This is a genomic window from Polaromonas sp. P3_B4 (assembly GCF_056402835.1).
In genome coordinates this window covers 22,072-43,715 of the sequence record NZ_JBFUGQ010000002.1, presented here as the reverse complement: position 1 = coordinate 43,715, position 21,644 = coordinate 22,072, and the positions used below count along the sequence as shown (strand labels likewise).

Sequence of the window (21,644 nt, the reverse complement as noted above, 5' to 3'; positions counted from 1 at the left end):
CGGTCAGTCCCCGAACGGCGTCCACTTGGCCGTACTGGCCGCAGACTGCACCACCTTCTCGATGAACCGCACACCGCGGGCGCCATCTTCGAGGCGGGGATAGTCGGTGTCCAGCGGATCCGGTGTACTGCCGGATTGCAGCGCGCGGATGTGCGCAGCCACTCCCAGGTAGACATTGGCAAAGGCTTCGATAAAGGCCTCGGGGTGCCCCGTGGGCAGTCGTGTCGCGCGGCGGGCTGCCTCACCGAGCCACGGCGAGCCCCGCGTCAACATGCGGGCCGGGCCGTCGATGGGGACATGCAGCAGCCGGTTAGGCTCCTCCTGGCGCCAATCCAGCGTACCGGTGGTGCCGAACACGCGCAGCCGCAGGTCGTTCTCGCAGCCCACCTCGATCTGGGACGCGATCAGCACGCCCCTGGCGCCGTTCTTGAACCGCAGCAGGACATTGCCGTCGTCGTCAAGGCGCCGGCCCGGCACGAAGATGGTGAGGTCCGCGCAGATGCTTTCCAGCTCCAGCCCCGTCACCGTCGCCACAAGGTTCTCCGCGTGCGAGCCGATGTCGCCGATGGCGCCGGCCACGCCGCTGCGCGCCGGGTCCGTCCGCCAGTCGGCCTGCTTCTGCCCGCTTGCCTCCAGGTGGGTGGCAAGCCAGCCCTGGTTGTATTCGACGATGACCTTGCGCACCACGCCGATCGCGCCGCACGCAACCATGTCACGCGCCTCGCGCACCATAGGATAGCCCGTGTAGTTGTACGTTACACCGAAGATGGAGCCGCTGCGCTTGACAACCCGAACGAGCTCCGCTGCCTCCTCGCTGGTATGGACCAGCGGCTTGTCACACACCACATGGATGCCCGCCTCGGCGAACGCGCGGGCGACGGGGAAATGCACATGGTTGGGCGTGACGATGGAAACGAAATCGATGCGCTCGTCCTTGCTGCGCCGCAGTTCGCCTTCCAGCAGGTCTTCCCAGCGACCGTGGTTGCGTTCATCCCGCAGGCCGAGGTCGCGGCCCGATGCGCGCGCGCGCTCAGCATCGGAGGACAGTGCACCGGCCACCAGCTCCATCTGCCCATCCAGCGCCATGGCCTTGCGGTGCACAGCGCCGATGAAAGCACCCTGCCCGCCGCCCACCATTGCATAGCGCAGTTTTCTCATGAGCCCGCCATCCCGCCCTGCTTGGCCTTGTCGAACACGGCATCGAAAGCACCCGCGGCAGGTTTGAAGTCCAGCCGCTTGCTGTAGGCCGCGCTTTCTGTGGCGCCATGCACCCGATCCATGCGGCTGTCTTCCCACTCAACGCTCAAGGGCCCGTTGTAACCCACGTCGTTGAGCGCGACGATGATGGATTCGAAGTCGATCTGCCCGCGCCCGACACTGCGAAAGTCCCAGTGGCGGCGCGCGTCGCCGAAATTGGTGTGCCCGCCGAAGACCCCCACGGTGCCGTCGCCCCGGCCCCACCACACGTCCTTCATGTGCACGTGATAGATGCGGTCACCGAATGTCCGGATGAACTTGACGTAGTCCACGCCCTGGTAGCCCAGGTGGCTGGGGTCGAAGTTGAAACCGAAACGCTTGTGACCTCCCACGGCGTCGATGGCGCGCTGCGCCGAAGCGATGTCGAAGGCGATTTCCGTGGGGTGCACTTCCAGCCCGAAATTCACGCCACACTGCTCGAACACATCGAGGATGGGTTTCCACCGGTTGGCAAAGTCGACGAAGCCCTTGTCCCAATACTCCTGCGAAGTGGGCGGAAACGCGTACAGCGAATGCCAGATGGACGAGCCGGTGAAGCCCGTCACCACCTTCACGCCCAGCTTGGCGGCGGCACGCGCGGTGTCCTGCATTTCCCGCGCGGCGCGCTGCCGCACGCCTTCCGGATCGCCGTCCCCCCAGACTTGCGGCGACAGGATGGCCTTGTGCCGCTCGTCGATGAGGTCGCACACCGCCTGGCCCACCAGGTGGTTGCCGATGGCGAAGCAGCGCAGCCCGTGCTGTTCCAGCAGATCGCGCCGGTCCTGCACGTAGCGATCGCTCGCCAGGGCCGCCTGCACATCGAAATGGTCGCCCCAACATGCCAGCTCCAGGCCGTCGTAGCCCATGCTGCGTGCCAGGGGTGCCAGCTCCTTGAGAGGCAGGTCCGCCCATTGCCCGGTAAAAAGAGTGACAGGTCTTGCCATGGCTGCCTCAGAACGGGGAATCGGGGAAGTAATACTGCTTGGCGTTTTCCCTGGTCACCAGCACCGACGGGATGATGGTGGTGGCCGGCAGTTTCTCACCCTTCACCCGTGCGGCGGCCGTGAGCTTCATCGCATCGGCAATCATGGCGGGCGAGTAGGTGACGTCGGCCGTCACGATCTTGTCGCCGTCCATGACCTTCTTGATGTAGTCCTTGGAACCTGCGCCGCCCAGCACGAGCTTGACATCGGTTCGCTTGGCCTGCGCGATTGCCTTTTGCACGCCGACCGCCATGTCATCGTCCGAGGCCCAGACGGCGTCGATCTGCTTGAAACGGGTCAAGTAGTCCTGCATCACCTTGAAGGCATCGTCGCGGTTCCAGTTGCCGTGCTTGGCATCCAGAACCTTGATATCGGGATAGTTCTTCATCACAGCCGTGAACGCGTCTACCCGCTGGTTGTCGATGACCGTGGGAATGCCCCGCAGTACTACGACGTTACCCTTGCCGCCCAGGGCTTTGGCCATGTACTCCGCCGATACCTTGCCGAAGCCGGGGTTGTCGCCGGCAACGTAGGCGTCCTGCGCATTCGCATCCGTCAGGCCGCGGTCGACAACCGTGACGTACACGCCTTTGCCCTTGACCTGCGCGACCGGTTGCGTGAGCGGCGCCGACTCGAATGGCAGGATCACGAGGGTGTCGATCTTGTTGGCTGTGTGCAAGTCCTGTACCTGGTTCGCCTGTTCCGAAGCAGACCCGGCCGTCTTGATGGTGACTTTCAGGCCCGGGTACTGCTTTTCCAGCTCGGACTTGGTCCGGTTGGCCCAGTACACGACCCCGCCCGTCCAGCCGTGCGTGGCGGCCGGTATCGAGACGCCGATGTGGGGCTTGCCCTGGGCCATGGCGGAGGGCGCCGCACCCAGCGCCGCGAGAACTGTGGCGCCTGCGGCCATCAGACTTATCAGTGATTTCATGGTTTGTCTCCTTATGTTGTGAGAAACGGCAGCCTTGCCACCTGTGGGGAACCGGTTACTTGCGCCCGCGCTGGAAGAACGCGACGGCGATGATCACGAAGCCCTGCACCGCCGCGTTCAGGTACACACTGATGATGCTGGTCAGATTGAGGATGTTGCCGATCACCGAGAGCAGCACGGCGCCGATTACGGTGCCGGTGATGCCGCCGGCGCCGCCACGCAAGGCAGTGCCTCCGACGATGACCGCAGCGATGGCTTCCAGCTCCCACAGCAGCCCGGTGCTCGGCGAGGCCGAACCCAGGCGCGGCACATAGAGCACGGTGGCAATACCCACGCAAATGCCCAGCAACATGTATGTGAGAACCTTGACGCGGTCCACCTCGACGGCCGCGTAGCGCGCAACCTGCTCGTTGGAACCGATGGCCTGAACGTAACGGCCAAAGGCAGTGCGGTTGAGAACGAGGCCTCCCAGCAAAGCGACAGCGGCGAATACCCACACGGGCACCGGCACCCCCAGCCAGCTGCCGTAATACACCGGGCTGTAAACATCGACCAGTGCACTGTCGAGCGTGATGGCGCCGCCGTTGGAGAAGTAGGTCAGGTACGCGCGGAAGATGCCCAGCGTTCCCAGCGTCACGATGAAAGGCTCGATACGACCCTTGCTGATGAGCAGCCCGTGGCCCAAGCCGAACAGTGCGCCAAGTACGACTGCGAAGGCCATGCCGGTCACCACGGCCGCCATGGGGTTCCAGCCGGCGCCTGCTGTCGCATTCATCAGCAGGATCGTGCTGCCCGCAATCAGCGCGGCCATGGATCCCACCGAGAGATCGATGCCGCCGGAAATGATGACGAAGCACATCCCCACCGCGATGATTCCGATGAAAGCCGTGCGGGTGAGCACGTTCATCGCATTGTCGAGGCTGGCGAAGTTCTCGTTGAGAATCGCACCCGCGATGCACATAAGTGCCAACCCGGCCAGTGGCCCGGCTCCCGTGAAAGAGGGCCATTTGCGCAGTGCCGGCCTGGCGACAGGCACTGGAGCGGCGGCGGTATCAGTGGGTTCCAGTTGCATGGGCAATCAACAGTTCTTCGGACAGCTGATCCTGCGCGAGCTCGGCAGTGAGCCTTCCCTGGCGCATCACAAGGACGCGATGACATAACCCGATCAGCTCGAGCAGCTCGGAGGACACGACGATGATCCCGCGGCCTTCGCTGGCCAGCCGCTGGATCAGGAAATAGATATCGCGCTTGGCGCCGACGTCAACTCCTCGCGTCGGTTCATCCAGCACCACGACTTTGGGATCGGGCTGTAACACCCGCGCGAGCGCCAGCTTCTGCTGGTTGCCGCCGGACAGGGCGGAAGCCGGTATGTCAGAGCGTTGCGTGCGGATGCCAAATGCCGTGGTCGCGGCCACGAGGGCTGCCTGTTCCCGCTGCGGGTCGAGCAGCGGCTTCGCATAACGCTCCAGCGCCATCAGCGTGAGGTTCTGCGCCAGCCCCATGCGCAGGTGCAGGCCACGCGTCTTGCGGTCCTCGCTGAGATACGTGAGCCCCAGCCGTGCGGCCGAACGCGGATTGCGCCGCATCCAGGTTTTGTCCGCTACCTGCACAGATTCCGCGCTGGAGGGGCGCAACCCCAGGAGCCCTTCGAACAGCTCGGTCCGGCCCGCACCGACCAGCCCTGCAAAGCCAAGCACCTCCCCGGCGCGCACCTGGAAACTTGCGTCGTGGCACCACCCGGGTACGGTCAGTCCTTTCACGTCCAGCAGGACGGGCGCGCCGGCCGCCACGGGAAGCCTGCCCGGAAAGAGATCGGCCAGTTCGCGCCCCACCATCAGGCTGGCCATCTGCTGGCGTGTCACGCTCTGCGTGGACCGGCGAGCCACGAAGCGACCGTCGCGCATGACGACCACCTCGTCGGTGATGCGTTCGACTTCGTCCAGCTTGTGGGAAATATAGAGGATGGTGGAGCCTGCCGCTCTCAATTGCCCGATGAGGGAAAACAGGCGCTCGGTCTCGGAGGGCGTCAATGTGGCGGTGGGCTCGTCCATCACCAGTACGCGCGCGCGCCGGCTGAGCGCGCGTGCGATCTCCACCAGCTGTTTCTCGGCCACGATGAGGTCGCCCACGCGGCGCGCGGGGCTGCAATTCAGGCCAACCTGACGCAATGCGGCGCCCGCCTCCCTGGTCATCAGGTCTTCATCCAGCAGCCCGTAGCGCTTGCGCTCATGGCCGAGGAATATGTTCTGCGCAATGGTGAGGTCATCAGCAAGGTTGAATTCCTGATGGATCATCACCACACCGGCCGCTTCGGCCTCGCGCGGCCCCTTGAAACGTACGACATGCCCGCCCACCTCTACCACACCCTCACTGGCGGCCTCGTAGCCGGCCAGGATTTTCATCAGCGTCGACTTGCCGGCTCCGTTTTCTCCAAGCACCCCGTACACCCGGCCCGGTGCGAGTTCGAAACTGACCCCATGCAGTACCTGCACGGGGCCGAAGCTCTTGCTCACGTCTTTGAAGCCGACCGTCAAACTCACTGAGTGCTCCTGCGTTCGGTTCTTCAGGCCGCGCCGGCGAAGATCGCGGCATTGACCCGGTTTTCCAGCCACTCCTGACGGCCGCTCACAGGCTTGGGCCGAAGATCGTTGACGAAGGCATGTTCGGCGAGCTGGCTGAGGCTCATGTCGCCAGTGATGATGCGCCGCCCCAGTTCACCGTCCCAGTTCGCGTAGCGCTGCTGGCGGAACTGCTCAAGCTCGCGGGACTCCATCAAACGCGCGGCACTCTTGAGTGCCAGCGCCAGCGCATCGATCGCACCCACATGCCCGTGCAGAATGTCAACCGGATCCATGCTTTGGCGCCGCACTTTCGCGTCGAAGTTGAACCCGCCACTGCCGATTCCGCCGGCGCGGAGGACTTCGTAGAGTGCCAGCGTGAGGTCCTCCACACTGTTGGGAAACTGGTCGGTGTCCCATCCGTTCTGCGGGTCGCCACGGTTGGCATCGATGCTGCCGAAAATTCCGAGGGAGGCAGCGGTTGCGATCTCGTGCTGGAAGCTGTGGCCCGCCAACGTGGCGTGATTGGCCTCGATGTTGAGCTTGATCTCCTTTTCCAGGCCGAACTCCTTCAGGAAGCCATACACAGTGGCGCTGTCGAAGTCGTATTGGTGCTTGGTCGGCTCCAGCGGCTTGGGCTCGATAAGCAGTTGCCCTTTGAAACCGATCTTGTGTTTGTGGTTCACCACCAATTGCATGAATCGGCCCAGCTGCTGGCGCTCGCGCTGCAGATCGGTATTGAGCAGGGTGTCATAGCCTTCGCGCCCACCCCACATCACGTAGTTGGCACCGCCAAGCTGCTGGGTGGCATTGAGTGCGCTGAAAACCTGCGTCGCCGCGTACGCGAAGACGTCGGGGTCCGGGTTGCTCGCTGCGCCGGCTGCGTAGCGGGGGTGGCTGAACAGGTTGGCAGTCCCCCATAGCAGCGAAATGCCGGTTTCTTTCTGCTTCTGGGCGAGCACATCCACCATCGCGGACAGATTGCTGCGGTACTCGGCCAGGTTCGCGCCTTCCGGCGCCACATCGGTGTCATGGAAAGTGTAGAACGGGACATCGAGCCGGGAAATCAGGCCAAAGGCTGCGTCCGCTTTCTTCCGCGCCATCGTCAACTCGTCTCCACCGGCATGCCAGGGCCGCGCAAACGTGCCTTGTCCGAAGACATCGCTGCCGGGCCACACGAAAGTGTGCCAGTAGCAGACGGCAAGCCGCAGGTGCTGTGCCATCGGCTTGCCTAGCACGACGGCACTGGCGTCATAGTGACGGTAGGCCAGGGGCGTCGTGGCCTGAGGGCCTTCATAGCGTACGGGTGCGATGGATTCGAGAAAGTTCATGTTTGTGGTGGGTAACAGCTTCCAATGGCACCATCCTAGAACCGCCGGCCTCCGCCCGCGATTGCGAAATTTGCGAGGGCAGCTTGCGAAATTGCTTTCTGCAGCGCAGCAATCTGTCCGATATGCCGGTATCCTCATGGTCAACCGACCCGACCATGAAATCGTCATTACGTCAAAGTGGCCCCACCGTGCTGCGCGTGGCATTGCTCTTCCATGCGAGCAAGGTGTACGACCGTGAGATCATCACGGGCATCGGCGACTATGTGAACCACACGCGCGTCGCCTGGGATCTCTTCCTTGAAGAGGATTTCCGCTTTCGGCTTGACGGCATCCACGACTGGGACGGCGACGGGATCATCGCGGACTACGACGATCCGGCCGTGGCGCATGCCCTCACAGGAGTACGCGTACCTGTCGTCGCCGTCGGGGGCTCCTACGAGGATCCAGCGTGCTACCCCGTCGATGTGCCGTATGTTGCGACGGACAACCGCGAACTGGTCGCGCATGCGCTGACCCACCTGGTGGAGTCCGGGCTTTCTCGTTTTGCCTGCTACAGCCTGCCGGAATCGCCACTCAACCGTTGGGCCCAGGAGCGCGAAAAAGCGTTCACTGCCCGCCTTGCCCGCGATGGGTTGGCTGGTGAGATCCACCGGGGCCTGGCAACCAGCGCGCCCACATGGGGCAGCGCGACAAGGAAACTGCTCTCCTGGCTGCAAAGCCTGCCCAAGCCCGTTGGCATAGTCGCCGTCACAGACGCGCGCGCACGGCAGGTGCTGCAGGCTTGCATCGTCGGCGCAATCGCAGTTCCCGACGAAGTCGCCATCATCGGGATCGATAACGACACACTGGGCCAGCACCTGACGAGAATCCAGCTCAGCTCGGTCAGCCAGGGAACCCACGAAATGGGCCATCGCGCGGCGCACCTGTTGCACCAAGCCCTGAGCGGCTCGCCGGTGAACGACGTGCGTGTGGTCGTGCCCCCGGCTGGCGTGCATTCGCGCGCGTCCACCGCGCGCGACGTCGAACACAGCGCAACCGTGATGCGTGCTCTCCATTACATCCGTCAATACGCCTGCCAGGGCATCAAGACGGAGCAGGTTGCCGAAACGGTGGGGCTTTCGCGCTCATCGCTGGAGATGTACTTTCGCCGCGAGTTGAAGCGCTCCGTCCACGACGAAATCCTGCTGTACAAGTTGCAGCGTTGCTTTCAGTTGCTCAGCAACACGCAAATGGGCATCGATGACATCGCGCGGGCGAGCGGCTTTCGTTCCGTCCAGTACCTCAATACAGTGTTCAAACGGGAACTGGGAGCAACGCCGGCTTCGTGGCGGGAAAGCCGTCGGAGCTGAGCCGGCAGTTTCTCTGGTCCGCTACGCCTTGTGCCGGCGATAGAACGCGAGGGCGTTCTTGAACATCACTTTGTCGCGCACGCCGGCACCGAACGGGGCCAGATACGCCTCGGCGACAGCGATCTGGGCTTCGAAAGTCCCGTGCAGGGTGATTACCGGCCAGTTGCTGCCCCAGATCAGGCGGTCCTTGCCGAACGCGGACATCAGCACGTCGAAGTGCGGCTTGTACGAAGCGAGGTCGGTGGGAGACGGAAAAACCACGTCGCCGGGAGCGTACATGTCATAGAACGACGAAAACTTCATGTACAGATTCGGGCAGTCGCTGGCGAGGTGACGAACGTCGGACGCCCAGGCGGGGTCCACCGCCGGCCCGGTTGCGCCGCCCAAATGGTCGATGATGACGCGCAGATTGGGCACCGCGGTACAAAGCGCCTGCACCTGGCTCTTCGGGTTCCTGGTCCCCCGGCTGATGATGTCGAGCGTCATACCGCGCGCTGCCAGGTCGCGCAGGCTGGTGAGCTGTGCCGCGCTGAGCGTGATGCCCTCAGCCGGGCCGGTGAGATAGCCGCGGATTCCCACAAAGCGCGGGTCAGCTGCGAAACGCGCGAGGTCAGCGGAAAAGTTCGGCGCGCCAATTTCGAGATTCCCGACGAAGAACGCGTAAAACGGATCGTTTTTGGTGAGGTCGAGGACCCACTGGTTGTCCTGAACAATGCCGCTCGCTTCCACGATCCCGGCCGCCACCACGCCCTGGGACCTGGCGAATGCGCTGTACTCCGGCGGCAGCACGTCGCGGAAGATCGGCCCTTCCGCCGCTGTGGGCCATGGCACACCGCCGGGCCGCGTCATCTGCCAGAAATGAATATGTGTCTCGACGATGGGCCGTTTGCCGGGCGAGGCGTTGCGTTCGGCGGATTCGATCGCAGCCTGCAGCGCCTGATCGACGGCACCACGCCCCCCGCGCGCCGTTGCGAGCCACGTCATGCCAGCGCCGCCGCTGCTGCCGCACAGTGCCTCAGGCCTTTGCTTACTGTCTCCTTCATGGTCCCCTCCTTGTCGGGTTGATGGGTGTTCCGGAACGAACCCTGTCATACGGTAAGTCAGTGATGGCTGACACAGTGTTGACGCTGATCGAGACGCCATTGGACGGTGACACGTCTCCGGCAGGATCGCGGATCAGGGTAAGACCAATATTACATATGTGTCAATATTGGCCTGACCAACCAACACCGCAGACCCGCGAAGCCCACAGAGAAGCAACGATGGATCGGAAATAACCGGCACCTCCCCGGCAAGTGGTTTTCACTCGGTGCAAGCGCCCGAACGCAGTGACCCGGCGAGAAACAGGGACGGCGCCGGCGTCGTAGAGAGCCGCCACCCTCTCTAATCGGTGAAGGCTCGCGCCCGAGGCCAAGTCCACTTTCTTTCCTGCCGGCTTCGCCATGTCGTTTGCAGCGAAGTCTTTTCTCCTCTGAAGCGCACAGCCAGGAGGACAACTCCGGAATCGATATAGGTTGCAACCCATACGAATTCGTGTATGGATCAAGCCCAAAACATGATCGCCAAAGCAGGGCCGGCTTGCTATCATCCGCGCCATTCAGAGGGCCCGAATGCAACCACCTTCTTCCGGACTCCTTCTCGTCACGGGTGCCACCGGCAAGGTGGGCCGCGCGTTCATCCAGCGAGTACTGGAGGACGCCAGTCTCGAGCGCTTCCGCGTGCGGGCGCTCTGCCACAACCGTGTGTTGCAGCCCCGCGAACGCCTGGAGTGCGTGCGGGGCTCCATTCAGGATCGCGCGGACGTGCAGCGCGCGCTCGAAGGCGTGACACACGTGCTGCACCTGGCCACAAGCAAGGAAACGCCGGACGAGGTGATGGATGTCGCCGTCAAGGGCATGTTCTGGTTGCTCGAGGGCTGCCGGACAAGCACCACCTTCCGGCAATTCGTGCTGGTCGGCGGCGACGCCGCTGTCGGGCATTTCCACTACGCGCACCCCGTACCGGTGGTAGAAAGCCAGCCGCATACCGCCTACCCTGGATGCTATGCCCTGTCCAAAGTACTGGAAGAAGTAATGCTCCAGCAGTACCAGGCCCAGTATGACCTGAACGGCTGCTGCCTGCGTGCACCCTGGATCATGGAGAAAGACGATTTCCGCTTCACCTTGTCCTTCGGCGACGACGTGTTCGGAGGCCCGCGCTGGCGGGACCTGGTGACACAGAGCGAAGCGCGCGACCATGTACGCAGCGGCGCCGTCCCGGTGATGCTTGATCCGGATGGGCAACCGGTGAAGCGCAACTTCGTCCATGTATGCGATCTTGTGGATGCCATCTTGCTGGCCCTGGACGCACCACGCGCCCGGCAGCAACTGATGAACGTGTGCATGGACGAGCCACTCGACTATGGCGAGCTTGGGACATACCTGGCACGCACGCGGGGCCTGCCGCTCGTGCCAGTCCGCACACCCTACCACTCCACGTGGCTGGACAACACCAAGGCGAAGTTCCTGCTGGGCTGGCGCCCCCAGTTCGACATGGCCCGGATGGTCGAGTCCGCGTGGACGTACCAACGAGCGCCCGACGACCCTCGCATGGTCTGGTATCCCGGCTGAGTTCAGCCGCCCGTCACAGCACCGGGCGGTCAGTAAGGCAAGAGTGCTGCACCCGATCGAACAGATACGAAGACAGGAGACACAAGATGAACCCGATGAAACGACGCAGCTTTGCCGCCATCATGGCGGCCGCCGGCCTGGCATACGCTTGGGCGACACCGGCCTGGAGCCAGGCGAAAGGCAAGAAGCTGGTGATCGGCTTCGCGCAGACCGGCGCCGAAAGCGAGTGGCGCACAGCCAATACGGACTCCGTCAAGGCCGCTGCCAGCGCGGCCGGCTATGAACTGAAGTTCTCTGACGCACAGCAGAAGCAGGAGAACCAGATCAAGGCAATCCGGTCCTTCATCGCCCAGAAGGTGGACGTCATCATCCTCGCGCCGCTCGTCACGACGGGCTGGGATACCGTGCTGCGGGAGGCCAAGTCCGCCAAGATCCCCGTCATTCTGGAAAGCCGCAGTGTGGTGGTGAAGGATCCCTCCACCTGGACCACCTTCGTGGGTTCGGACTTCGTCGAGGAAGGCCGGCGCGCCGCCCAGTGGTTGCTTGATAACACCAAGAACACCACGGGCGACGTGAACATCGTCGAACTGCAGGGCACCGTGGGCTCCGATCCCGCGATCGAACGGAAGAAAGGCTTCGAGGAAGGGCTCAAAGCCAATCCGCGCTACAAGATCATCCGCTCGCAGACCGCCGACTTCACCCGCGCCAAGGGCAAGGAAGTCATGGAGGCCTTCCTCAAGGCTGAAGGCAAGAAGGTCAACGTGCTGTACGCGCACAACGACGACATGGCCATCGGCGCGATTCAGGCCATCGAGGAAGCGGGCCTGAAGCCGGGCAAGGATATCCTGGTAATCGGCGTGGATGCGGTCAAGGGCGCCTTCGAGGCGATGATCGCCGGCAAGATGAATGTCAGCGTGGAGTGCAACCCCCTGCTTGGTCCCCAGCTGATGGAAGCGGCAGCCAAAGCCGCCTCGGGGCAAACGCTGCCACGCTGGATCAAGTCGATCGAGGGCGTGTTCCCGGCCGAAGTGGCTGCCAAGGAATTCCCGAACCGCAAGTATTGACACTGACAGTCGGGGCCCGCTGCAAGCCACAGCGGCGGGCCCAGCTGCGGCTCATCATTCTCAGAGTCGCCGCGACGTCGTGAGCTACACCAGGCTGCGTGCCCAGACACCAGACGTCGCCAGGTAGCAGGCGTACAGCGACGTCGTGGCCGTGATGAAAAGGCGGTTACCTCGCGGCCCGCCGAACTCTACATTGGCCACCGGCTCGGGAACGAGGATCCGGCCGAGCAGTTCGCCCCGCGGCGAGAAGCAATGCACGCCGTCTCCGGCGCTGGTCCACACATTGCCGCGCAGGTCTACGCGAAGGCCGTCCGGTATGCCCGCATCCACGGTGGCGAAGACTTCGCCGCCTCGCAGCCGGCCGCCGGCTGCCACGTCAAACACCCGAATGTGTCGTGGCCCCTGCGGATCATGCGATGCCCCGGAATCCGCCACATACAGCAGGGTGCCGTCCGGAGAAAACGCCAATCCATTGGGCTGCACGAAGTCCGTGGCGGCAGCTTCCATTCGCCCGCTCCCGGCGTCGACCCGGAACACGTAACGGCCACCGTACTCGGGCTCGGCCGCATAACCCTCGTAATCGGACAGGATCCCGTAGGTCGGGTCGGAGAACCACACGGCGCCATCGGGCGCGACAACGGCGTCATTCGGCGAGTTCAGCCGCTTGCCTTCAAAGGCGCGTGCGATCACGATGCGCCTGCCATCGAGCTCGGTGCGGCTGACACAGCGCGTGCCATGCTCGCAGCTGATCAGGCGGCCTTCGCCATCACGCGTATGGCCGTTGGCGAAGTTGGAGGGCCTGCGAAACTCTACTACGTTGCCCTCGCCTGCGCCGTCAGGCACCCACCGCAGGACGCGGTTGTTGGGGATGTCGCTGAACAGCAGGAAGTCGCCGGCCGGAAAATACACGGGGCCCTCCGCCCAACGCGTGCCGGTGAAGAGCTTTTCTACAAACCCGTTCGGCGGAACCAGTCCGCGAAAACGCACATCGTGCAGCAGGAAATCGCCCCGGATGCCATAGCGGTCAGCCAAGATCACCTCACCCTGGCCGAACGGCCATACAGCAGCAGCATGCACAGGATCAGCGCGCCGTAAATGATCTGGCGGCCCGCCTCGGGCATCTGCAGCACCGCAAGCACGCTTTGCAGCAGCACGATGAACACTACGCCTGCAACGGTGCCCAGGTAGCTGCCGCGGCCGCCCAGGATGTTGGTGCCGCCCAGCACGACCGCGGCGATCGCGGGCAGTACGTAGGGATCACCCATGGCCTGGTAGGCGTTGGCCGAGTAGCCGGCGAGCAGTATGCCGGCGAGCGCTGCCAGAGCCCCGCAGGCCACGAAGCACAGCACGATGACTTTGCCGGTGCGCACGCCGGACAGGTAGGCGGCGCGCTCGGTGTTGCCGATGATGTACACGTAGCGGCCGATGGCAGTGCGCGCCAGCACCAGGTAGAACAGCAATGAGACGGCCACCCAGGTCCACACGGCATTGGGCACGCCAAACGTCCTGCCGACGCCCAGTGCACGCATCAGCTCGGTAGCGCCGTGCACCGGTGCATGCCCGCCTGAGTAAAGGACCATCAGGCCCTGCAGCACGGCGTTCGCGCCCAGCGTGAAAATCATCGAAGGGATGCGCAGGATCGCCACCCCCAACCCATTGACCAGGCCGATCAACGCGCCGCAGGCGATGCCTGCGGGGATCGCCCAGCCGGCGCCATAGGTGGCGCCCGCGGCGGCGGCCATCATTGCCCCGGTGGTGATGGTCCAGGGCACCGACAGGTCAATGTGGCCCAACAGGATGACGGCCATGAGCCCGGCGGCTGTGATGCCAAGGAAGGCGGCGATCTGCAGTTGCAGCAGCAGGTAGCCCGGCATCAGGAAGTTGCTGTTGACGACGCTGGCGGCCAGCAGAAGGGCCAGCGAACACAGGGCCACCATGGCCGGCGGATTCAACAGCAGTCGCTGGAACACACGCTTGCTGGTGGCGGAGGAGCGCGGAGTGTCAACGGAGAGGCTGGTCATCAGAACAGGTCCAGGCGGTTTCGCAGGCGAAGCACGTGGAGCGCGCCGACGCACACAGCAGCCAGAAGGATGAGTCCTTCGAACAGCGGCTGCCAAAGCGCAGGCGCATTGAACACGAACAGCAGGTCGCCAATGGTGCGCAACACGAAGGCACCCAACACCGATCCCACCATGCCCCCTGCGCCCCCATAGAGCGAGGTTCCGCCGATCACGACCGCCGCGATGGAATTGAGGGTGTACAGGCCCGCCTGCGGCGAGCTGGCCTCGCCCGACAGGGAGATCAGCGACAGCAGCAACCCGGCAAGCCCTGAAAGCAGTCCCGCGGCGGTGTACGCGATGAATTTGGCCCGCTGCGACGGAACGCCCGAAAGATAAGCCGCCTGCTCGGACGACCCCACGGCATAACAGGCGCGGCCGATGACCGTGCGCCTGAAGGGCATCCAGCCCAGCACGATGACCACGGCCAGCAACACCAGCGTTGTGGGAATCGTGCCGAAGAGACGACCGGTCAGCGCGTCTGACAAGCCCTCGCTGACCTCCCCGCCCGGCGCAGGACGCAGCAGCAAGGCCAGGCCGAAGAACACTGCGCCCGTGGCGAGCGTGACGATGATCGGCTGCAGGCGCCCGAATACGACGATTGCACCATTCAGGGCACCGGCCGCCGCCCCGGAGGCCAATACCAGCACCACCCCGAGTGCCACTTGCCAAGGCGCACCGTTCACCACGACGGAGGCCAGGCAACTGGTGAGCACCATCACCATCCCCACGGAGAGGTCCAGGCCGCGCGTGATGACAGGCAGGGTCTGGGCCATCGCAACGATGGCCAGCAGCGCCGCCTTGTTCGAGGCCGTGGTGACGATGCCGACCGATATCGAGCGCGGATGCTCCAGCAGGTACAGCGAAAACATCAGGATGAACACCACCAGCGCACTCAGCGGACCACTGTTGCGGCGCAGCCCTCGCAGCCATTCTTCCCTGTTCATGTGACGGCCTCCGGTTCGGTTGAAGCGAGGGATACGTTGAGGGATGAGGCCACAATCGCCTGCTCGGTGATCTCCTCCCCGACAAGCGTGCGCGCGATGCGTCCTTCGTACATGATCAGGATGCGGTCCGCCAGGCCGATCAGTTCTTCGTAGTCGGTGGAGTAGAGCAGGATGGCCACGCCCTGGGAAGCAAGCTGGCGCAACAGGACATAGATTTCCTGCTTGGTGGCCACATCGATGCCGCGTGTGGGATCGTTCAGCAGGAGCACGCGCGGCTGGGTCATCAGCCACTTGGCGATCACCACCTTCTGCTGGTTGCCCCCGGACAAGGTCTGCACCGGGTCTTCCACGGAACCGATCTTGATGCGCAACTTGTCCACCATCTGCGCCACGGCCGCCTGCTCGCCCCCCGGGCTCAGCAAGCCGTAGCGCGTGAGCGCCTCCAGCCGGGCAAGGCTCGCATTCTCCCGGATACTCATGGGCAAGACCAACCCTTCGGTCTTGCGATCCTCCGGGATGAGGGCAATCCCCAGCCCGGGTTGCTTGCATATGTGTGGCGCCAGATTGGTGACCGGTTGACCAAAAACCTCGATTTCGCCGTGCACACCCTTAAGCACGCCGAAAAGCGCCAGCAGCAATTCGCGCTGCCCCTGTCCGTCCAGCCCTCCCAGGCCGACGATCTCGCCTCGCAGAATCTCCAGCGAAATGTCCCGGAGGCTGGGCTCCCAGCTCAAGGACTTGACCGTGACAGCCGGTCGCGCATCCGTGGCCGGACCGGTCTTGGGCGGGTACGACTTGGCGACGTCACGACCGATCATGAGTTGCACCACTTCAGCGTCGGTCCGCGTGCCGTTGGCAAACGTGTCGACGCGGCGACCACTGCGAAAGACCGAACAGGTACCAGCGAGCGCCTTGACCTCGTGCATGCGGTGCGAGATGAACAGCGCTGCGACGCCCTGGTCTCGCAGACTGAAGAGCAGGCGGTACAGGCGTTCCACGTCTTCGCTGCTGAGGGCGGAGGTCGCCTCGTCCAGGATGAGCAGGCGCGGCTGCGCACCTAGCGCCTTGGCAATTTCGACGACCTGCCGGCGGGATAGCGGCAGGTCGCGCACGCGGTCCATGGGATGGATGTCGCCGCAACCCAGCAAGGAGAGTAGCTCGGTAGCTCGCTCTTGCTGAGTCCTGGCGTCGATCAGGCCGTACTTCATCGGGGGCCTGGACAGGAAAATGTTGTCGCACACGGACAAGTCCGGGACCAGCGACAGTTCCTGGAACACGCAGACGATGCCGCGCTCGCGCGCGGCGTTCGGAGAGTCCAGCCGCAGTTCCTTGCCGTCCAGCAGGATGCGACCCGCGTCGGGCTGAACGACGCCGGCGATGATCTTGATCAAGGTCGACTTGCCGGCACCGTTCTCGCCCAGAACAGCGTGGATTTCACCTGCCGTACAAGCAAAGTCCGCGCTGTCAAGCGCACATACGCCGCCGTAGTGCTTGGTGATGCCCTGGAGTTCGAGCAAGAGTTTCTGGGTCACGAAAAGAAAAGCCTCCAAACAGGAAAAAGCCGGGCGCGGCCACACAGCCCGGCGTTAAAACTCCAAGGCTGATCTCAGGTATTTCCCTCGCTCTGCTTCATGATGTCCGGCGCCGTCAGGTTGATGTTGCAAGGCGGAAACTCGTTGGCCACGTAGAAGGTGTCGGGCAAATCCGGGTAGAAGTTCTTGCCGGGTGCCATGTTCTGGTATTCCACGTAGGGAATGGGCACCGAGATGTACTGCGGCAGCTTTTGGCCTTGCAGTGCGGCGATGGCCGCCTTCAGGGCCACGGAGACCAGGCCAGGCGACTGCGCGGCCGAAGCGCCTTTGAGGCCGTCCTTATGGTGCTGATAGACCATCTTGCGAAAGCCATTTTCCCCTTCCGCACCGATCGGCACGAACGGGTGCTTGGCCTCGATCAGCGCACGAATGGTGCCGTTGGATCCAGCCTGCGTGTAGATGCCGTTGAAGCGGCCATGCACGGCAATCGCGTCGGCCGCTACCTTCTGCGAAGTGCCATCGTCCCAGTTGCCCACCACTTCGATGATCTGGACCTGCTTGTGCTTGTCCATGATCTCGCGGAAACCCAGGTGGCGGTCGCGGTCCACCGAGTTGCCCGGCAGGCCGCGGATCTCCAGCACCTTGCCGCTGGTCACGCCATTTTTCTCCAGCCAGCGGCCCATCAGGCGGCCCATCTCCAGCTGGTCTTCGTTCACCTGAATCACCTCGTCGGTGTCGAGCACATTGTCGAACGGGATCAGCACGACACCGGCCTCCTTGGCGCGCTTGATCACCGGCTTGAACGAGGTGGGCGACACCGCGATCGTGAGGATGGCGTCGAAGCCCGCATTGATGAAGTTGTCGATGGCACCCAGTTGCGCAGCCACGTCCGTGCCGGTGGACACGACCTTCAGCTCCTTGATGTGCTGCTTCATCTCCGGCGTTGCTGCATAAGCCTTCAGCGACTTGATCATCTGGATGCGCCAGCTGTTGCCGGCATAACCATTGGCCAGCGCGATACGGTACGGCCCCTTCTTGGCCGGATACTGGATGGTCTTGGTGTTGCCGGAGAACGGCTTGAAGCAGGCCGGCTCGTAGGTCTGCGCCAGCGCCGGCGCGCCCAGGCCGGCCAGTGTTGCGGCCGCGCCCGCGGCCAGAATATCTCGTCTCGTTTGCATGCTTGTCTCCTGTTTAGAGTAAGCCGGTCTCTGAAGCCGGCGAGCTGACAACGGCGCAGGATTGCGCGAAGCATTTGGCCAGGCCAAAACTTAACCAATTCATTTTTGGTCTGGCCATAACGGACCGCATCAGGGCTTTCCCTTGACTTGCGCCGCTTCGAAGGCTGCATCGCCCCTCAGGGCCCAAGGCGCCGCAGGCGGGTCAGCCTGCCTGCGACGCCAACACGGACGGCGAGCTCCAGGAGCGGGGCGACATGACAGTCCGGAAATCCTCGACCGTCGCGTTGCGGCCGCCAAGTAACGTGGCTTCGCGCTTGTGGAACTCAGGATCGGAGAGAGTAATACTGTCGCGGACGATGGAAACGAGGACGTACTTTCCATCGTGGGCGAGGAACCGGAATCCGCGTTCCTTCACGGATCACGTCAGCATGATTGGCCTTGTGCAGGGGTCAGGCCGGTAACGATATATTTGCTAATTTGGACTGACCACTCTCGGCAGCGAGCTTTCGAATCTCGGAAAACCTGGGGAGACTCCCAGCAGCGGAAGCGGTACTTTCGCAGCCTCTGATACTCCGTTCAAAATTCGTTCCGGCATCTCGCCATCAAACAAGGCCGGCCCGGCCAGGCGGTCGACCCAGTCCAGAAGCTGCATGCCGCAGTACACCACGTGGCGCCCACGGATGGTGATGCGCAGTCCCCGGCGGTGGCGCTGGAAGACGGGCTCCCCGACCGCGTCCTCGAAAGCTTTCAGCCGGTGGCTGGCGCCCGACAGGGACAAGTGGCAGCGACGCGCAGCTTCCGACAATGAACCGGACTCGGCGCAAAGCACCACGAGCCGGATCGAAGCGAGATCGAAGCGTTGAAGGTTGATAAATTTGGTCATGCCAATTTTTTGAATGTACCAATTTTGGTCTGACCAGACAAGGTTTTTCCACCACAACTTACCGGCCATGGCCACGCAGGGGCACCGCCCGACGGTATGATCCTTTCGTTACACCTTCCCCGTCATGAGAGTTACCAAGCCTGCCGAACCCCGCCGCCTGTATCAGCAGATCGCCGATCAGATCAGGGAATTGATCGCCAAAGGATCGTTCCAGGTCGGCGACCGTCTGCCGGCCGAGCGCGAGCTGGCATTGCTCCTGGGCGTGTCCCGCCCTTCGCTGCGCGAGGCATTGATTGCCCTGGACGTCCAGAGCAGTGTCGAGATCCGTGGCGGCTCGGGTGTCTACGTCTGCCCTCAACCTAAACGCACTTCCGGGAAGGCCACACCCGCACTCGGCGAGAGCCCAAGGGAACTGATGCAGACGCGCTCCGCCCTGGAGAGCGCGGTGGTGATCCTTGCCTGCGCGCGCGGCACCCCTGAGCAGCTCAAGCAGCTTAGGACGATCGTCACGAGAATGAGGGCTGAAACGGATCGCAACCGCGCCCCGCTGGATCTTGATCGACGCTTTCACATGACGCTCACGCAGATGAGTGGTAATTCGGTTATGGCCCGCATCATCGCCGAGTTGTTCGATGAACGGCACAGCCCGATCTCGGCCAAGCTGTCTTCGAAATACGAGAACCCACGCACCTGGAAGGCTGCGCTGAAGGAACATGAAGCTATTCTCAGCGCTCTGGATGCACGCGATCCGATAGCCGCACAGGCTGCCATGCTCGCCCATCTGCGCGCCTCCGAGCTGCGTTGGGTGGGGGACTGACCCCGTCCCCTGAGGTGTGCATCCATGAGCGCACGATGCGCGGATTGCTATCGCTCGCACCGGAAATTGAATTGGTGCCGGGCCCGAGTCGAGCCTAGCATCGCGCGTGCCCCCCGCCGCTGCACATCGCAATTTAGGAGACGATTCACATGAACATGCAAACTCGCTATCCCAGCCTGAAAGACCGGTCCGTCCTCATCACCGGGGGGTCGACCGGCATCGGTGCCACCTTGGTGCGGCAGTTCGCAGCGCAAGATGCGAAGGTCGGGTTCATCGACATCGACGTGGACAACGCACTCGCCCTTCAGGCAAGTGTGGCGAAGGAGCTCGGCAAGCGCGTGCATTTCATGCGCAGCGACGTCACCGACACTGACGAAATGCGCCAGGCGATCAAAGTGCTTCGCTCCCAGATCGGGCCGATCCGGGTGTTGCTGAACAACGCGGCCAACGACGAGCGACACCTGATCGAGGACACGACACCGCAATCCTGGGACGCGGGTGTCGCCGTGAACCTGAAGCACCAGTTCTTCGCGGCACAGGAAGTCGCGCCGGACATGAAAGCGCTGGGCGGTGGCTCCATCGTCAACTTCGGCTCGGTCAGCTGGATGCTCAAGCAAGGCGGCATGCCGGTTTACACCACCTGCAAGGCGGCCGTGCAAGGGCTCACCAGGAGCCTGGCGCGAGACTTCGGGCCCTTCCGCATTCGGGTGAACACCCTGGTGCCGGGTTGGACCATGACGGAAAAACAGTTGCGGCTGTGGGTCACACCCGAGTCCAAGGCAGACCTGGCCCGTGCGCAATGCCTGCCGGGGGATTTGATGCCTGAACATATTGCGAAGGCAGCAATGTTCCTGGCTTCCGATGACAGTGAAATGATGACGGCGCAGGACCTGGTCATCGATGGAGGCTGGACATGAGCGACGGGCCACTCGAAGGCTGTTGAGTTCCGTTGAAAGCCCGAACGGGAACGCGGGTGAAACCGGACGCCAGCAGGCTTGTCATCATCGCCAAAATCGAAACTCAGCCTTCAACGGCTCTATTGAAGTATGGTTTTTCAAGCAGGTAATACAGTCCACTAGCCAAAATTATGACGGCGCATAGAACCACGGCGTAATAAAAAAACACCATGCCGATTGAATCAGCGGGCGAAAAGCGGTTAAGAAAAGTGCCGATTACTATCGCGTGAATGATGTAAAAAGAGTAGCTGATTTTCCCAATGAAGCGCAACAATGTATGAGCAAAAAACCGCTGCACTTTACTTCCTTCCTGTAAGCAAGCTTGCAAAATGACGGTAAAAAAAATACCCGCAATTATGTAAAAACCTGCTTGAAAAGGATAAGTCACAATTCGTCCGCTCCAAAGAGACCAAATTATTTGCAAAATCAAAATGCCCAAAAATGACGTGCCTACTGCAGCCTGCCAGACAGCCGACTGGACAATTGACTCCTTAAACCTTTGAAACAAGACCAGGGCGACACCAAACAAAAATCCAATGAATCGCTCCGGTTGGAAAAACACTGGCCAGCCAATGACTTCACGTGCCAGATATGGGAAACTGGCTGCAAGTAGAGCTACCGTGACAATCAACCAAATCTCGTTTTTAAAGTTCAGTGCCGCCGCTGCAAAAATGAACAGGTAAAAAAGCCATTCCCATGTTAATGACCACGTTACATCGTTAAGTAGTGGTACTCCAAATAGGGGGGCAAGAAAACTGGCATTCAACGCCACAATTCCAATGCTGATTCCTGTGGTACCGGTTGCAACGTAGAGGCAAACAAGGACATGAACAGGAAGCAACCGAAGTGCGCGTTTTTTAAAGAATGAAAACCCTTGGCGCTTACCGCGAATGCTCAGATAGATTAAATATCCGCTGATCACAAAAAACAGATCAACACCCAAATGCCCTGCGCGAAGGATGCCAATCACCCTGCTCAGCAGACTGTCGTTGGCCAGGAAGTAGTTTTGGGCGGAATAGAAGCCAAAAAAATGGACGTTGAATACCATCAGTATTGCCAACGCCCGTAAACCATCCACTGATCCTATGCGCGACCTTTCCAGGTCGAAGGTTGCTTTGAAGCTTTCCAAGCTAACACCGAACAACCTGGAAGTCATGGGATTGTAGAAAACCTACAAGAATTGTAGAAACGCCCCAGAACCCTAAAAGGGCGC

At 62.4% G+C, this 21,644-nt stretch carries 19 protein-coding genes and 1 pseudogene; 5 read left to right on the top strand and 15 right to left on the bottom strand.

The annotated features are described in order from the left end of the window. Positions 1-3 precede the first annotated feature (3 nt). From AC1DVV_RS17110 to xylA, 6 genes are read right to left on the bottom strand one after another with little or no spacing between them, the layout of a single operon-like run. On the bottom strand, positions 4-1,158 hold the full coding sequence (locus tag AC1DVV_RS17110) for a Gfo/Idh/MocA family protein (protein ID WP_477701922.1): 1,155 nt from the start codon (positions 1,156-1,158) through the stop codon (positions 4-6). After that, complete coding sequence (locus AC1DVV_RS17105; protein WP_477666878.1) at positions 1,155-2,180, bottom strand: sugar phosphate isomerase/epimerase family protein; 1,026 nt, start codon at positions 2,178-2,180, stop codon at positions 1,155-1,157. Before AC1DVV_RS17105 ends, AC1DVV_RS17110 begins: the two co-directional genes overlap by 4 nt. A gap of 7 nt (positions 2,181-2,187) precedes the next feature. Further along, positions 2,188-3,150, bottom strand: coding sequence for an ABC transporter substrate-binding protein (locus tag AC1DVV_RS17100; protein WP_457282651.1), 963 nt, complete (start codon positions 3,148-3,150; stop codon positions 2,188-2,190). A gap of 55 nt (positions 3,151-3,205) precedes the next feature. Then, on the bottom strand, positions 3,206-4,216 hold the full coding sequence (locus tag AC1DVV_RS17095; protein WP_457282702.1) for an ABC transporter permease: 1,011 nt from the start codon (positions 4,214-4,216) through the stop codon (positions 3,206-3,208). Continuing rightward, positions 4,203-5,690, bottom strand: a complete 1,488-nt coding sequence (locus AC1DVV_RS17090) for a sugar ABC transporter ATP-binding protein (protein ID WP_477666879.1) — start codon at positions 5,688-5,690, stop codon at positions 4,203-4,205. Before AC1DVV_RS17090 ends, AC1DVV_RS17095 begins: the two co-directional genes overlap by 14 nt. 23 nt (positions 5,691-5,713) lie before the next feature. Beyond that, positions 5,714-7,039: a xylose isomerase gene (gene xylA, locus AC1DVV_RS17085; RefSeq protein WP_457282649.1), complete on the bottom strand. Its 1,326-nt coding sequence runs from the start codon at positions 7,037-7,039 to the stop codon at positions 5,714-5,716. A 155-nt stretch (positions 7,040-7,194) separates the two neighbouring features. Between xylA and AC1DVV_RS17080 the strand changes: the two genes are divergently transcribed. Continuing rightward, positions 7,195-8,388: a XylR family transcriptional regulator gene (locus tag AC1DVV_RS17080; protein WP_457282648.1), complete on the top strand. Its 1,194-nt coding sequence runs from the start codon at positions 7,195-7,197 to the stop codon at positions 8,386-8,388. A 21-nt stretch (positions 8,389-8,409) separates the two neighbouring features. Here AC1DVV_RS17080 and AC1DVV_RS17075 read toward each other — a convergent pair whose 3' ends face one another. Further along, entirely contained in the window at positions 8,410-9,372 is a 963-nt protein-coding gene (locus AC1DVV_RS17075; protein ID WP_477666880.1) for an amidohydrolase family protein, read from the bottom strand. A gap of 626 nt (positions 9,373-9,998) precedes the next feature. Between AC1DVV_RS17075 and AC1DVV_RS17070 the strand changes: the two genes are divergently transcribed. After that, positions 9,999-10,997, top strand: coding sequence for an NAD-dependent epimerase/dehydratase family protein (locus tag AC1DVV_RS17070; RefSeq protein WP_457282646.1), 999 nt, complete (start codon positions 9,999-10,001; stop codon positions 10,995-10,997). Between the two features lie 86 nt (positions 10,998-11,083). Next, the gene (locus AC1DVV_RS17065; RefSeq protein WP_457282645.1) at positions 11,084-12,061 is read left to right on the top strand and encodes an ABC transporter substrate-binding protein; all 978 of its coding nucleotides are present in this window, start codon (positions 11,084-11,086) and stop codon (positions 12,059-12,061) included. A gap of 84 nt (positions 12,062-12,145) precedes the next feature. Here AC1DVV_RS17065 and AC1DVV_RS17060 read toward each other — a convergent pair whose 3' ends face one another. From AC1DVV_RS17060 to AC1DVV_RS17030, 7 genes and pseudogenes are all read right to left on the bottom strand, one after another. Further along, positions 12,146-13,093, bottom strand: coding sequence for an SMP-30/gluconolactonase/LRE family protein (locus AC1DVV_RS17060; RefSeq protein ID WP_477689798.1), 948 nt, complete (start codon positions 13,091-13,093; stop codon positions 12,146-12,148). 2 nt (positions 13,094-13,095) lie between these two features. Beyond that, positions 13,096-14,082: an ABC transporter permease gene (locus tag AC1DVV_RS17055; RefSeq protein WP_477689797.1), complete on the bottom strand. Its 987-nt coding sequence runs from the start codon at positions 14,080-14,082 to the stop codon at positions 13,096-13,098. Next, on the bottom strand, positions 14,082-15,065 hold the full coding sequence (locus AC1DVV_RS17050) for an ABC transporter permease (protein ID WP_457282642.1): 984 nt from the start codon (positions 15,063-15,065) through the stop codon (positions 14,082-14,084). The genes AC1DVV_RS17055 and AC1DVV_RS17050 overlap by 1 nt, the downstream gene beginning before the upstream one ends. Continuing rightward, positions 15,062-16,597, bottom strand: coding sequence for a sugar ABC transporter ATP-binding protein (locus AC1DVV_RS17045; protein ID WP_477701923.1), 1,536 nt, complete (start codon positions 16,595-16,597; stop codon positions 15,062-15,064). The genes AC1DVV_RS17050 and AC1DVV_RS17045 overlap by 4 nt, the downstream gene beginning before the upstream one ends. A gap of 74 nt (positions 16,598-16,671) precedes the next feature. After that, on the bottom strand, positions 16,672-17,775 hold the full coding sequence (locus AC1DVV_RS17040) for a sugar ABC transporter substrate-binding protein (protein WP_457282640.1): 1,104 nt from the start codon (positions 17,773-17,775) through the stop codon (positions 16,672-16,674). 253 nt (positions 17,776-18,028) lie between these two features. Further along, positions 18,029-18,181: pseudogene (locus tag AC1DVV_RS17035) on the bottom strand (dehydrogenase); the annotation flags it as partial. 66 nt (positions 18,182-18,247) lie between these two features. Further along, complete coding sequence (locus AC1DVV_RS17030; RefSeq protein WP_477666883.1) at positions 18,248-18,658, bottom strand: helix-turn-helix domain-containing protein; 411 nt, start codon at positions 18,656-18,658, stop codon at positions 18,248-18,250. Positions 18,659-18,782: 124 nt separating this feature from the next. Here AC1DVV_RS17030 and AC1DVV_RS17025 point away from each other — a divergent pair, with 124 nt between their 5' ends. Both AC1DVV_RS17025 and AC1DVV_RS17020 read left to right on the top strand, forming a co-directional pair. Then, complete coding sequence (locus tag AC1DVV_RS17025) at positions 18,783-19,475, top strand: FadR/GntR family transcriptional regulator (RefSeq protein ID WP_457282638.1); 693 nt, start codon at positions 18,783-18,785, stop codon at positions 19,473-19,475. 149 nt (positions 19,476-19,624) lie between these two features. Next, complete coding sequence (locus tag AC1DVV_RS17020; RefSeq protein ID WP_457282637.1) at positions 19,625-20,392, top strand: SDR family NAD(P)-dependent oxidoreductase; 768 nt, start codon at positions 19,625-19,627, stop codon at positions 20,390-20,392. Between the two features lie 103 nt (positions 20,393-20,495). Here AC1DVV_RS17020 and AC1DVV_RS17015 read toward each other — a convergent pair whose 3' ends face one another. Further along, on the bottom strand, positions 20,496-21,587 hold the full coding sequence (locus tag AC1DVV_RS17015; protein ID WP_477666884.1) for an acyltransferase family protein: 1,092 nt from the start codon (positions 21,585-21,587) through the stop codon (positions 20,496-20,498). Positions 21,588-21,644: the final 57 nt, after the last annotated feature.